The following is a 12,723-nucleotide window of genomic DNA, read 5'->3' on the forward strand; positions in this document are numbered from 1 at the left end:
GGTCGATTCCGCCCCCACCAACCCCGCCTACCAAGCCACCGAGCAGGTCGTCGCCGGCTTCTCCCGCGGCGTCGCCGGCGCGCTCGCCTTCTCCACCATCAACGTCGACGTCAAAGGCATCAAGCTCTACGACGCGAACGCGACGAGCGTGAACACCCCGGCGACGTCCGGCCAAGTGTTCGGCACCACGTCGCTCACCGGCACGGCGGGCTTCACCGGCGGCACCGCGAACTTCGGCGGCACCAACGAGGTGAAGTTCGACCTGACGCTCGGCGACGGCTCCACCGCGACGATCACGCTGAACAACACCACCCTGTCCTCGGCGGTGGCGAACCTCGCGGCGGTCACCACCACCGAGTTCCTCGACGCCATCAACAACCAGATCGCCGCTGACACCGCCGTCACCCCGCTCGCCGGCAAGGTGCGGGCCTCCCTCGACACGTCGGGCCGGCTGACCTTCCAGACCACGGCAACGGGGGCGGGGACGAATGCCCAGATTGCCATCCAGAACGTCGCGCCAACTGCCACCTACACGCTGATCGATGTCGGCTTCGGCACCGGCACGGCCCCCACCGACACGCGCATCGGCAGCGGCTCGGCGGCCGGCACCACGGCGGGCCGCGGCATCCTCGACACGATCGACGGGCTCACGAGCTTCGCGGTGAGCACCATCGACATCTCGGGTCTGGCGGGAACCGCCGGCGATACCGCGCTGAAGGCCATCATCACCCAGGTCGACCGGGCGCTGGCGAAAGTAACGGATGCCGGCACCAAGCTCGGCGCCAACAAGACCCAGATCGACGGCCAGATGAGCTTCGTCGACACCTTGATGAAGGCCAACGACCGCACGGTCGGCACGCTGGTGGACGCGGATATCGAGGAGGAATCGACCAAGCTGAAGGCGCTTCAGACCCAGCAGCAGCTGGCGATCCAGGCGCTGAGCATCGCCAATTCCTCGGGCGAGTCGATCCTGACGCTGTTCCGCTGAGCGAGGCTCCGCCGCGCCGGGCCCGTCCGGCCCCTGCCGGACGGCCCACATCCTTCCGCCGTCGCGAAGCTCATCCTTCGCCGTAGCCGCCTGGACAACAGAACGCCCGGCCGGGGTTCAGAACCCGGACCGGGCGCCTGGTGTTGAGACTATCAGTTCCGTTTCACCTGTTGCTGATTTCAACGATCATCGCGCGACACACTGCAAACGGCCGCCACGCGCGCCGGTTCCAGCTTGGCATCGACATAAATCGCAGCGCCGCGACAGGGCGATACTTGGCCGGCAGCTGTGCCTGATCTGACGACATCGTCCACCGCGCGCGACTTCGACCAGTCGAGCCGGGCACACGGCCGGACGGCCGACCGCGGGACCATGCTGCCCGGCGCGCCAAGCTCGCGAACGAGGCGTGGCGCAGGCGGTGATGCGGACTCCGCACACCACGCGCAGCGACGATCCGGCTTCCGAACCGGAGACGTATCGATCGTGGTGCAGGTGCCTCGCGCCCTCCATCAACCCTCGGCCTCGGAACGGTAAACCGTTCCGGCGAAGAGGTTGGTGGAGCTGAGGGGATTCGAACCCCTGACCTCCGCAGTGCGATTGCGGCGCTCTCCCATCTGAGCTACAGCCCCGGCGAGGCGGGGGCCTTGTAGGCCGGCCCGCTTCAGCCTGTCAATTCCCTTCCCGCCTCGAACCGCACATCGTGCCTTCTCGGGCGACGAGGACCTACGGACCGCGCATGCGCTCGCTTCTCTGGCTCATCGACAACGTCATCACCCTGTACGTCTACCTGCTGATCGCCAGCGCGGTCCTCAGCTGGCTCGTGGCCTTCAACGTCGTGAACGTGCGCAACCCGATCGTGTCGCAGATCGGGGAATTCCTCTACCGCGTCACCGAGCCGGCGCTGCGGCCGATCCGGCGGGTGCTGCCGAATCTCGGGGGCATCGACATCTCGCCCATCATCCTGGTGCTGCTGCTGTTCTTCCTGCGCAACCTGATGTTCGAGGTGTTCGCCTCGCTGGCCTGAGGCGGCGGGCATGGCGCGGCCCTGGCGCGTGGTGGCCGGCGGCCTGGAGGTGCGGGTGCGCGCCACCCCGCGGGGCGGACGCGACGCCCTCGACGGGGTCGAGGAGCGGGCGGACGGCTCCTGCGTCCTCAAGGTGCGGGTGCGAGCGGCCCCCGCGGACGGGGCCGCCAACGCGGCGATCCGGGACGTGCTGAGGGAGGCCCTCGGCTGCCCGGCCGGGTCGGTCGCGCTCGCGGCCGGCGCGAGCGCCCGCGCCAAGCTGTTCCGCATCGCCGGCGACGGCGAGGCCCTGGCGGCCCGGCTCGCCGCGGCCGTGGGGGGTTGACGAAAGGCCACTCGCACCCGCTCTGCTGCAGTGCGACAAGGTGGGGGCGCAGCCGGGCGGCCGCGCCCCCACCAGCCGTCTTCGAGGGACGACGATGAAGACCAACCCGGGCCGCTTCTTCGAGGATTTCCGCCTCGGCGAGACCATCCGGCACGCCACGCCGCGCACGGTCACCACGGGCGACGCGTCGCTCTACACGGCGCTCTACGGCTCCCGCTTCGCCGTGCAGTCGTCGGACGCCTTCGCGCGGGCCTTCGGCTACCCGCAGGCGCCCCTCGACGATCTGCTCGTGTTCCACGTGGTGTTCGGCAAGACGGTGCCCGACATCTCGCTCAATGCGCTCGCCAATCTCGGCTACGCCGAGGGGCGGTTCCTGCGCCCGGTCTATCCGGGCGAGACCCTGTCGTCGGTCTCGGAGGTGATCGGCCTCAAGGAGAGCTCGAACCGGCAGACCGGGGTCGTCTACGTGCGCTCCACCGGCTACGACGCGGCGGGCGAGGCGGTCCTGACCTATTGCCGCTGGGTGCTGGTGCGCAAGCGCGACCCGCAGGCCACCGTCGCGGAGGGGGCGGTGCCGCACCTCGCCAAGTCGGTGGCGCCCGCCGATCTCGCGGCGGCCTTGCCCGCGCTCGATGCGCACGCCTACGACGCCGCGCTGGCGGGCAGCCCGCACCGGCTCGGGGATTATGCGGCGGGCGAGCGCATCGACCACGTCGACGGCATGACCGTCGAGGAGGCCGAGCACCAGATCGCCACCCGGCTCTACCAGAACACCGCCAAGGTCCACTTCGACGCCCACGCGGTGAAGGAGACCCGGTTCGGGCGCCGGCTGATCTATGGCGGGCACGTGATCTCGCTCGCCCGGGCGCTGAGCTTCAACGGGCTGGGCAACGCCTTCGGGATCGCGGGCATCAATGCCGGGCGGCATGTGGCGCCGCTGTTCGCCGGTGACACGGTCTATGCCTGGAGCGAGGTGCTGGCGGTGGCCGACCTGCCCGGCCGCAGCGATGTCGGGGCGCTGCGCCTGCGCACGGTCGCGACCAAGAACCAGCCCTGCGGCGCCTTCCCGGACCGGGCTGGGGAGGGCTACGACCCGGCGGTGATCCTCGACCTCGACTACTGGGCGCTGATGCCGCGCTGAGGCGGCCCGCCGCGGGCCGCGCCCGCTCAGGCGTCGGAGCGGCCCGAGACGAAGCGGCGGAACGCCTCCAGGGTCTCGCGGCTGACGTGGTGCTCGATGCCTTCGGCGTCGCAGCGCGCGACGTCGGGGCTGACCCCGAGGGCCAGCAGGAAGGACTCCACGATGCGGTGGCGCTCGCGCGCCTCCTCGGCCAGCGCGCGGCCGGCCTCGGTGAGAAAAACCCCGCGGTAGGGGCGCTGCTGCACCAGCCCGTCCTCGGCGAGGCGCTTGAGCATCTTGGCGACGGTGGGCTGGGCGACCCCCAGACGGGCGGCGATGTCGACCTGGCGTGCCTCGCCGCCGTCGCCGATCAGGTCGGCGATCAGCTCGACGTAATCCTCGACCAGTTCGAGACGGCGCGCCTCGCGGACCTGGCGGAAGCCGGCCGAATGAGCCTCGGCGTCGACGAGCCCGGGCTCGTCCCGGCCGTCTCGGGACAGGTCCTGCATGGATCGGGTTCGTCCGCCTCTCGGGATGGGATCGCGCGCCACGCCTCCCTTCTATCCGAGGACGGACCGGGTGTGCAGAGGGAGCCGGGCGCACTCCCGTCCGGCGTTCCGCCGGACCATGGCGTTCCGCCGGACCATGGCGTTCCGCCGGATGACCGGCACCGCGCCGACGGCGCGGTCAGGCCCGGGCGCGGCCGAGGCCGATCGCGTCCATGTCGGCCTGCTCGCGGGCGCTCTCAACCGCGCGCTCGGCGGAGCGCTCGCGGTCGTCGAGGATCTCGACCTTCTTCAGCTCCTCGAAGGCATCCGCCAGATGGCCCTTGGCCTCGGCGAGCTGGGCATCGAGGTCGCTGGCGGAGCGGCGGATGTTGTCGCGGCGCTGGGCGGCGGCGCGGGCATAGGTGGGATAGGCGAAATGGGCCGGATCGGAGATCCCGGCGCGCTGCTCCTCCTGGGCGATCTCGCGGTCGAGTTCGGCCGCCATGCGGGCGAAGTCGGCGATCATCGTCTCGATCTGGGTGACGCGCCGGCGCTTCTCGTCCACCTGAAAGCGTCGCAGCCGGATGAGCGTCTCGCGCGATTTCATCGTTTCCCCACTCCACGCGCTCGGGACGGCGTGCCCGCTCGTCCGCGTCCGCCGGCCGGCCGCCAGGGACCCGCGGCGCCGCGAGGCGTCGGCGAGGACGCCTCAGGGCTCGCGGGCTCGGCAGCGGCGACGCACCGGCTCACGCCCCGCCGACGATCGCGGCCAGGCGCTGATAACCTTCGCGGAGGGAGGTTGCTTCTTCCTTACCCTGCCCCAGAAAAGCCTCTAGATCGGGCATCAGCGCCACCGCTTCGTCCACCTCCGCCGAGGAGCCGGCCCGATAGGCGCCGAGCCGGATCAGCTCCTCCATGTCGGCATAGGTGGACAGCACCCGGCGGGCGCGGCGCACCACCGGCAGGAAGGCCGGGTCGCAGGAGCGCGGCATGGTGCGCGAGACCGAGCGCAGCACGTTGATCGCCGGGTAGCGCCCGGTCTCGGCGATGCGCCGCTCCATCACAATGTGCCCGTCGAGGATGCCGCGCACCGCATCCGCCACCGGCTCGTTGTGGTCGTCGCCCTCGACCAGCACCGTGAACAGCCCCGAGATCGACCCCGCCCCGGTGCCGGGGCCGGCCCGCTCCAGGAGGCGCGGCAATTCGCTGAAGACCGTGGGCGTGTAGCCCTTGGCGGTGGGCGGCTCGCCCGCCGCGAGGCCGACGTCGCGCTGCGCCATGGCGAAGCGGGTGATCGAGTCGATCATGCACAGCACCTGCGCGCCCTGATCGCGGAAGTGCTCGGCGAGCGCCAGCGTCACGTAGGCGGCGTTGCGGCGCATCAGGGCCGGCTCGTCCGAGGTCGCCACCACCACGACGGAGCGGGCGAGGCCCGCCGGCCCGAGGTCGTCCTGCAGGAATTCCTGCACCTCGCGCCCGCGCTCGCCTACGAGCCCGATCACCGCCACGTCCGCGGCGGTGTAGCGGGCGAGCATCGAGAGCAGCACCGACTTGCCGACGCCGCTGCCGGCGAAGATGCCCATGCGCTGGCCCGCGCACATGGTCAGGAAGGTGTTGATGCAGCGCACGCCGAGATCGAGGGGCGGGCCGACGCGGCGGCGCGCATGGGCCGGGGGCGGGTCGGCCTGGAGCGGATAGGGCAGGGGACCGGCGGGCAGCGGCCCGAGCCCGTCTATCGGCCGGCCGAGCGCGTCGACGACCCGCCCGAGCCAGCCGCGGTTCGGCCGGATCGCGCCCGCCCCCTCCGCCCGCACCCGGGCCGGGCAGCCGCGGCGGACCCCCTGGAGCGAGCCGAACGGCATGGCGAGCGCATGCGCGCCCGAGAAGCCGATGATCTCGCAGGGCACCACGCCGTCCTGGCCGGCGCGCTCCTCCACCACGATGTCGAGGCGCCCGCCGAGCCGCATGGCCGCCACCGGCCCGGCGACCTCGATCAGGAGGCCGCGGATCGCCACCACCCGCCCGAAGACCTCCAGTCCCTCGATGCCGTCGAGCACCGCCCGCGCCGCCGCGAGGCGTCCCGCCGGACCCGTCTCCTCCGCCGGCATCGCAGCCGCTCCCGTTCCCGTCGCGCCGGCGCCACAAGCTCCTCCGGCGCTGTGGGCACCGGGCCTGCGGCCGCCTCGCATCAACCTTCCGTTTACCCCTCTCCTTAACACTGGTCAGGAGAGGGAGGGCGACGCCTGCCGGCAAGAACAGCCGGTGAGTGTCGCCGATGCCACAATCGACACAGGTTTGAATCTTTGGAATCGCTTAGGCCGATTCCACACGAGAAGGGTCGTGGACGCGGCGCGAGAGCGGGCAGAACGGAACGACAACGCCGAAACTCCCGGCACAACAGGGCGATACAAGACGCTTGCGGGAGTGAATCAGGCTTTGTTAACGCTCATGGCATAGCGTCGCGATTCGGAAACAGACGGGCATCCGCCAGCGGCCGATGGCGGATGGGCGGCGGGGGCTTGCCTCACCCTTAAGGGCCAGGGCTTGGGGACCTGAGATGCGCGTACTTCTGATCGAGGACGACAGCGCCACGGCGCAGAGCATCGAATTGATGCTCAAGTCCGAGAATTTTAACACCTACACCACCGACCTGGGCGAGGAAGGCGTCGATCTCGGCAAGCTGTACGACTACGACATCATCCTCCTCGACCTGAACCTCCCCGACATGTCGGGCTACGAGGTGCTCCGCTCGCTGCGGGTCGCCAAGGTCAAGACGCCGATCCTGATCCTGTCCGGCATGGCCGGGATCGAGGACAAGGTGAAGGGCCTCGGCTTCGGGGCCGATGACTACCTCACCAAACCTTTCCACAAGGATGAACTGGTCGCGAGAATCCACGCGATCGTGCGCCGCTCCAAGGGTCACGCCCAGTCGGTCATCACCACGGGCGACCTCGTGGTCAACCTCGACCAGAAGACCGTCGAGGTCGCGAGCGCCCGGGTCCACCTCACCGGCAAGGAGTACCAGATGCTGGAACTCCTCTCGCTCCGGAAGGGCACCACCCTCACCAAGGAGATGTTCCTCAACCATCTCTACGGCGGCATGGACGAGCCCGAGCTGAAGATCATCGACGTCTTCATCTGCAAGCTGCGCAAGAAGCTGGCCAATGCCAGCCAGGGCAAGAACTACATCGAGACGGTGTGGGGCCGCGGCTACGTGCTGCGCGAGCCCGCCGACGACGAGGACCGCATCGCGGTCTGACCCGGACCCGGCGCCCCGGCCCGCCGGGGCGTCGCCGACGAACCTCGCGGCGCCCAGGCGTGGCCGGCCGAGCCTCAGTGCCCCGCCGTCCCGGCCGCGTCGGGACTGAACAGCGGCTCGCCGTTGATCCTGTAGCCCGCGATCGCCTGCTGGCCCGCCGGCGAGACCAGCCAGTCGATGAAGGCCTGCCCCTCCCGCGCCTTCACGTGCGGATGCCGCGCCGGGTTCACCAGGATCACCCCGTAGGGGTTGAACAGGCGCTTGTCGCCCTCGACCAGGACCGCGAGGTCGATACGGTTCTTGAACGAGAGCCAGGTGCCGCGGTCGGCGAGCAGGTAGGCGCCGGTGGCGGAGGCCGCGTTGAGCGCCGGTCCCATGCCCTGACCGATCTCCCGGTACCACGCCCCCCGCACCGCCCCGAGATCGAGGCCGGCCTCGCGCCAGACCCGAAGCTCCGCCGCATGCGTGCCCGAGCGGTCGCCGCGCGACACGAAGGGCGCCTTGGCCTCCGCGATCCTGCGGAACGCCGCCGCCACGTCGCGGCCGGACGCGCCCGCCGGGTCCGCCTTCGGCCCCACCACCACGAAGTCGTTGTACATCACCGGGACGCGCCTCACCCCCGCCCCGTCGCGCACGAACGCCTCCTCGGCGTCTTTGTCGTGGACGAGGACGACGTCGGCGTCGCCCCGGCGGCCGACATCGAGGGCCTGGCCGGTGCCAAGCGCCACCACCCGCACGGCGATGCCGGTGGCCGCGGTGAAGCGCGGCAGCAGGTGGCCGAACAGCCCCGATTGCTCCGTCGAGGTGGTGGAGGCGACGGTGATGCCCTCTGCGGCCCGCGCCACGCCGGGGGGCAGGGCGGCGGCGAGGCTCAGGCCGAGACCCAGGCCGAAACCCAAGCCGAGTTTCAGGCACAGCAGGCGGCAAAGGCGGTCCACGGCAATTCTCCGGCGAGGTAGGCCCGGGCATCGGGCGAACGGGGATCGGACAGCACTTGGCGGGCGGGGCCGTGCTCGGCCACGCGACCGGCGGCCAGGACCAGGACGTCGTCGGCGAGGCGCGCCACCTGGCCGAGATGATGGGAGACCATCAGCACCTTGGTGCCCTCCCGCGCCATGCCGGCGACGACCCGCTCCACCGCCTCGGTGGCGGCCGGGTCGAGGTTGGCGGTCGGCTCGTCCAGGAGGAGGACGTGGGGCGCGGCCGCCCAGGCGCGGGCCAGCGCGAGCCGCTGCTGCTCGCCGCCCGAGAACTTGGTGGCCGGGTCGTCGGCCCGCCCCTCCAGTCCCACCAGGGCGAGGGCGGCCCGCACCCGCTCGGCCCGCTCCGGACGAGGCAGGCCGCCGAGCGCAAGCGCCACGTTGCGGCGCGCGCTCGCCCGCAGCAGGCCGGGGCGCTGGAAGACGAAGGCGCGGCGGATCGGCTCGCCGCGGCCGATCCGGATCGCGCCGCCGCTCGGCGGGAGAAGGCCGTCGAGGAGGCGCAGCAGAACGCTCTTGCCGGCGCCGTTCGGGCCGATCACCGCGGTGATGCCGGGCCGCTCGATCCGGGCGCTGGCGCCGTCGAGGATCGCCCGCCCGCCCGCCCGGAAGCTCAGCCGGTCGAGGATGATGGGGAGGCCGGCGCTCATCCGTAGGCCCTCAGCGCGTAGGCGCGCAGCAGCGAGGCGGCGGCGTTCAGCACGATCACCAGCCCGATCAGCACTGCCCCCAGGGCGAGCGCCAGGGGCAGGTCGCCCTTCTGGGTTTCGAGCGAGATCGCGGTGGTCATGGTGCGGGTCTGGCCGGCGATGTTGCCGCCCACCACCAGCACCGCCCCGACCTCCGAGATCGCCCGCCCGAAGGCCGCCAGCACGACGGTGACGAGGGAGAAGCGGGCATCGAACACCAGCGCCGCCGCCCGCCGCACGGGCGGCAGCCGCAGCGAGCGCAGCTGCTCGCCGAGATGCGCCTCGGCGTCGGCCAGGATCTGGCGCGAGAGGGCCGCGACGAGCGGCGCCACCAGCACGGTCTGGGCCGCGATCATCGCCCCCGGCGTGAAGAGCAGGCCGAACGGCCCGAGCGGGCCGGAGCGGGACAGGAGCAGGTAGAGGACGAGGCCGACGATCACCGGCGGCAGGCCCATCAGGGCGTTGAGGAGCCCGATCACCGTCTGGCGCCCGGGAAAGGCCGTCACGGCGACGAGCGCGCCGAGCGGGATGCCAAGGCACGAGCCGAGCAGCACCGCCGAGACGCTGACCCGCAGCGACAGCCACGCGATCGCCACGACCTCCCGGTCGAGGCTCGCGAGCTTGGCGAGCGTCTCCTGCAGCGTGGCGAGCATGCGGCTGCCCCTCCCGGGCCGCTGATGCTATGAGCAGGACCGCCGACTCAATAGGAAACCACTTGCATATGCGCGTGCGGCTCGCCCCGACGGGATCGTGGACCGACGGGCGGGCGGAAGTGTCGCTCGGGCCGACGCTCGCGCTCCTCGACGCGCTGGCGGCGGAGCGCTCGGTGCAGGGGGCGGCGGTTCGGCTCGGCCTGTCCTACCGGGCGGTCTGGGGGCGCATCGCCGCCCTCGAAGCGGCGCTGGGCCGGGCGGTGGCGGAGAAGACCAAGGGACACGGCACCGTGCTGACGCCCTTCGGCGACGGCTTGCGCGAGGCCCTGGGCGACAGCCTCGGGGCGTTCCGCGACGCGCTCGCGGCCGAGGAGCGGACCCTCGCCCGACGCCTCGCCGGCCTGCTCGGGCCGGCTTCCGCGCCGCTGCGTCTCGCCGCGAGCCACGACCCGCTCCTCGCCGAACTCGCCGCCGCGCGGCCCGACCTCGACCTCGTCACGACTGGGAGCCTGGACGCGCTGGCGCTGGTCGGCGACGGGCGCGCCGCGGCGGCGGGGTTCCACTTCGGCGCGCACGCGGCAGCGCCGGGCTCGGCCTTCGCGGCCGCCTTCGCCGATCCGGGGCTCGCCGTCCGCCCGCTGTTCTCCCGCGAGCAGGGGCTGATGCTGGCGCCGGGCAACCCGCTCGGCATCGCGGCGCTCGCCGACCTGCCGCGCGCCCGCGCGCGGCTCGTCCAGCGCCAGCGCGGCTCGGGCACGCGGCTGTGGTTCGAGCGCCTGTGGACCGAGGCGGGCCTCGATCCCGGCGCCCTGGCCTCCACGGGCATGGAGGAGTTCACGCATCAGGCGGTCGCGGCCCTCATCGCCTCGGGAGCGGCCGATGCCGGCATGGGCACCCGCGCGGTCGCCGACCGGTTCGGCCTCGCCTTCCTGTCGCTCGGAACGGAGACCTACTTCCTGGCCGTACGCCGCGAGGCCGAGGGCGCCTGGAGCACGGAGCTGGCCGAGGCCGCCCGACGGGCGGCGGCGACAGCGGTGGGATACGCGCCGCCATCCCCGGGCCAAGGGTCACCTTCGACGGCCGAGGCGCGAGGTCGCGTCTCCCGTGCGGACGAGGGGTAGGGATGCGGCGTGCGCTCAGTGACGAGCTGCGGTCACACCCGCACCTCGCCCCGCACCACCGCCTCGTAGAGCGCGGCATCCAGCGGCCGGTAGGCCCCCGCCGCGGCATCGTCGAGATAGAGCGGGTCAGCAATCCGCCGTGGATCGAAGCCCTCGGCGGCCAGCCCCTGCTTCTTCTGCTTGAACGTCTCGGTGATCTCGAAGGCGGCGCACAGGCGCAGGACGAGCGGCCGGGCATAGGCCGGCAGACGCGCGGCGAGATGGGCGCGCAGCACCGCGGGATCGAATTCCGGCGCCGCCCGCAGGGCCGCCATCCCGGCCCGGCCCTCCGCCCCCGGCACCGCGACGCCGTAGACCACGGCCTCGGCGACGCCCGGCGCGTCCGCGAGGGCGGCGGCGACCTCGGTGGTGGCGACGTTCTCGCCCTTCCAGCGGAAGGTGTCGCCGACCCGGTCGACGAAGAAGTAGAAGCCCTGGCGGTCGACCCGCATCAGGTCGCCCGTGCGGAACCACGCGTCCCCGGGGGCGAAGACGTCCCGCAGCACCTTGGCGTCGCTCGCCGCCTCGCTGGTGTAGCCTTCGAAGCGTTGCGCGCCGACCTCGCGGCTGAGCCGCCCGATGAGCTCGCCCGCCTCGTCGGGCGCGCAGCGCAGGCAATGCCCGTCCGCCCCGCGCAGGGGCATCCCGGTCTCGAGGTCGTGGCGGACGATCGCCGCCGGGGAGGAGTGCCGCAGGAAGGGCGGCACCCGGCCGACCGCGCCGACCCGGCCGTCGACGTTGCAGAGCGACAGCGTGCCCTCGGTGGCGGCGTAGAATTCGAGGATGCGGGGAATTGCGAAGCGCGCCTGGAACGCCTCCCAGACCTCCGGGCGCAGGCCGTTGCCGGCGGCGAGCCGCAGGCGGTGGGCGCGCTCCAGCGGATGGGCCGGCGCGGCCAGGAGGTAGCGGCACAATTCGCCGATGTACTGGAAGAGCGTGCAGCCTTCCGCGGCGACGTCGTCCCAGAAGCGCCGGGCGGAGAAGCGCTCGCGCACCACCGCGGCGCCCCCGCCGACGAGGACGCTGCCGGTCGCCACGACGCCGCCGACACTGTGGTACATCGGCAGGCAGGTGTAGAGCCGGTCGTCCGGGGTCGTCGCCATCAGGCCGGCGAACCAGTGGCTCCAGGTCATCACCCGGTGGTGGCTCACCCGCGCGGCCTTGGGCAGGCCCGTGGTGCCCGAGGTGTAGATGTAGAGGGCCGCGTCCGCGAGGGTGACGGGCCGCTCCTCGCTCACCGCGAACGGCCCGTCGTCGCACGGCGCCAGCGCCTCGGCGAGGTTTTCCGCCCAGAGCCGGGGCCGCTCGGCGAGGTGGTCCGCCGCGCCCTCGTAGGCGGCGCGCAGCCCCGGCGAGGCGATCAGGTGGCGGGGCTCGGCGACCGACAGGCAATGGGCGAGGCTCTGCCCCGCGAGGTTCGTGTTGAGGAGCGCCACCCGGACACCGACCCGGCTGATCCCGAGCCACGCCGCCATGTAGTCGGGGCCGTTCGGCATCAGCAGCCCGACCGTCTCGCCGGGCCGCAGGCCCGCCGCCACGGCCCAGCGGGCGTAGCGGCGGGCGCGGGCCGCCAGCCCCGCATGGCTCAGGATCTCGGTCTCGCCGATCAGTGCCGGGGCGGCTCCGTGCGCGACCCCGAGTTCGTCGATCACCCGCGGCAGGATGCGGGACGGTTGCGTCCCGATCCGGGACGTGCGCTCCAGCGCCCCGAGCCAGCCGCCGGGCGGGGCGGGGACCTGCCCCTGCCGCACGGCCGATCCGCCTGCCGCCGCCATGCGCCCGATCTCCCACCTTCCCCAGTGACGTGCGGGCCAAGGTGGGGCCGAAGCCTGAAGAAACGATTGAATCGGTCGGCGACCGGACCGGCGCGGGGCCTTGCCGCGATCGCCGCAAGACATCCTCAAGCATGCCGACCGGTTATCCCGGCACGGCGGGCCTTTCCCGGGTCCCGGGAAGCAAGCCGCAACCCTCGCCGGCCCAGTCTGCCCGCGTCCCGACCGCGGGGCGGCGCCCGGTTGTCCGAGAACGGCACGGAAT

At 72.5% G+C, this 12,723-nt stretch carries 13 protein-coding genes and 1 tRNA gene; 6 read left to right on the forward strand and 8 right to left on the reverse strand.

Annotated features, from left to right (window positions below):
• Window positions 1-988, forward strand: a 988-nt coding sequence (locus MFF61_RS18820) for a flagellin (protein ID WP_238236979.1), incomplete at its 5' end; no start/stop codon positions are given.
• Window positions 989-1,541: 553 nt separating this feature from the next.
• Here MFF61_RS18820 and MFF61_RS18825 read toward each other — a convergent pair.
• Window positions 1,542-1,617 (reverse strand) — tRNA-Ala (locus MFF61_RS18825).
• Window positions 1,618-1,724: 107 nt separating this feature from the next.
• Here MFF61_RS18825 and MFF61_RS18830 point away from each other — a divergent pair.
• The 3 genes from MFF61_RS18830 (at window position 1,725) to MFF61_RS18840 (ending at window position 3,478) form a co-directional block, all read left to right on the forward strand.
• Complete coding sequence (locus MFF61_RS18830) at window positions 1,725-2,012, forward strand: YggT family protein (RefSeq protein ID WP_238236981.1); 288 nt, start codon at window positions 1,725-1,727, stop codon at window positions 2,010-2,012.
• 10 nt (window positions 2,013-2,022) lie between these two features.
• Window positions 2,023-2,337: an ACR/YggU family protein gene (locus MFF61_RS18835; RefSeq protein WP_238236982.1), complete on the forward strand. Its 315-nt coding sequence runs from the start codon at window positions 2,023-2,025 to the stop codon at window positions 2,335-2,337.
• A gap of 94 nt (window positions 2,338-2,431) precedes the next feature.
• Entirely contained in the window at window positions 2,432-3,478 is a 1,047-nt protein-coding gene (locus tag MFF61_RS18840) for a MaoC family dehydratase (protein ID WP_238236983.1), read from the forward strand.
• Window positions 3,479-3,504: 26 nt separating this feature from the next.
• On the opposite strand, the gene mntR is transcribed toward MFF61_RS18840, so the two are convergent.
• From mntR to fliI, 3 genes are all read right to left on the reverse strand, one after another.
• The gene (mntR, locus tag MFF61_RS18845) at window positions 3,505-3,966 is read right to left on the reverse strand and encodes a manganese-binding transcriptional regulator MntR (protein WP_238236984.1); all 462 of its coding nucleotides are present in this window, start codon (window positions 3,964-3,966) and stop codon (window positions 3,505-3,507) included.
• A 178-nt stretch (window positions 3,967-4,144) separates the two neighbouring features.
• Window positions 4,145-4,552, reverse strand: a complete 408-nt coding sequence (gene fliJ, locus MFF61_RS18850) for a flagellar export protein FliJ (protein ID WP_238236985.1) — start codon at window positions 4,550-4,552, stop codon at window positions 4,145-4,147.
• Window positions 4,553-4,691: 139 nt separating this feature from the next.
• Complete coding sequence (fliI, locus tag MFF61_RS18855) at window positions 4,692-6,053, reverse strand: flagellar protein export ATPase FliI (RefSeq protein WP_238236986.1); 1,362 nt, start codon at window positions 6,051-6,053, stop codon at window positions 4,692-4,694.
• A gap of 449 nt (window positions 6,054-6,502) precedes the next feature.
• Here fliI and ctrA point away from each other — a divergent pair, with 449 nt between their 5' ends.
• On the forward strand, window positions 6,503-7,204 hold the full coding sequence (gene ctrA, locus MFF61_RS18860) for a response regulator transcription factor CtrA (RefSeq protein ID WP_238236987.1): 702 nt from the start codon (window positions 6,503-6,505) through the stop codon (window positions 7,202-7,204).
• A gap of 74 nt (window positions 7,205-7,278) precedes the next feature.
• On the opposite strand, the gene MFF61_RS18865 is transcribed toward ctrA, so the two are convergent.
• The 3 genes from MFF61_RS18865 to MFF61_RS18875 are packed head-to-tail and all read right to left on the reverse strand — an operon-like array spanning window position 7,279 to window position 9,526.
• Window positions 7,279-8,142 carry an ABC transporter substrate-binding protein gene (locus MFF61_RS18865; RefSeq protein WP_373324752.1) on the reverse strand — a complete coding sequence of 288 codons (864 nt, stop codon included), beginning with the start codon at window positions 8,140-8,142 and terminating at the stop codon, window positions 7,279-7,281.
• Window positions 8,112-8,834 carry an ATP-binding cassette domain-containing protein gene (locus MFF61_RS18870; RefSeq protein ID WP_238236990.1) on the reverse strand — a complete coding sequence of 241 codons (723 nt, stop codon included), beginning with the start codon at window positions 8,832-8,834 and terminating at the stop codon, window positions 8,112-8,114. The genes MFF61_RS18865 and MFF61_RS18870 overlap by 31 nt, the downstream gene beginning before the upstream one ends.
• Window positions 8,831-9,526 (reverse strand): ABC transporter permease, encoded by a 696-nt coding sequence (locus MFF61_RS18875; RefSeq protein ID WP_238236991.1) that lies wholly within the window; start codon window positions 9,524-9,526, stop codon window positions 8,831-8,833. Before MFF61_RS18875 ends, MFF61_RS18870 begins: the two co-directional genes overlap by 4 nt.
• A gap of 68 nt (window positions 9,527-9,594) precedes the next feature.
• Between MFF61_RS18875 and MFF61_RS18880 the strand changes: the two genes are divergently transcribed.
• Window positions 9,595-10,647 carry a substrate-binding domain-containing protein gene (locus MFF61_RS18880; RefSeq protein ID WP_238237117.1) on the forward strand — a complete coding sequence of 351 codons (1,053 nt, stop codon included), beginning with the start codon at window positions 9,595-9,597 and terminating at the stop codon, window positions 10,645-10,647.
• A gap of 32 nt (window positions 10,648-10,679) precedes the next feature.
• Here MFF61_RS18880 and MFF61_RS18885 read toward each other — a convergent pair whose 3' ends face one another.
• Window positions 10,680-12,461 carry a long-chain-acyl-CoA synthetase gene (locus MFF61_RS18885; protein WP_238236992.1) on the reverse strand — a complete coding sequence of 594 codons (1,782 nt, stop codon included), beginning with the start codon at window positions 12,459-12,461 and terminating at the stop codon, window positions 10,680-10,682.
• Window positions 12,462-12,723 lie beyond the last annotated feature (262 nt).

This window comes from Methylobacterium isbiliense (genome assembly GCF_022179325.1).
Classification (GTDB): Bacteria; Pseudomonadota; Alphaproteobacteria; order Rhizobiales; family Beijerinckiaceae; genus Methylobacterium; species Methylobacterium isbiliense.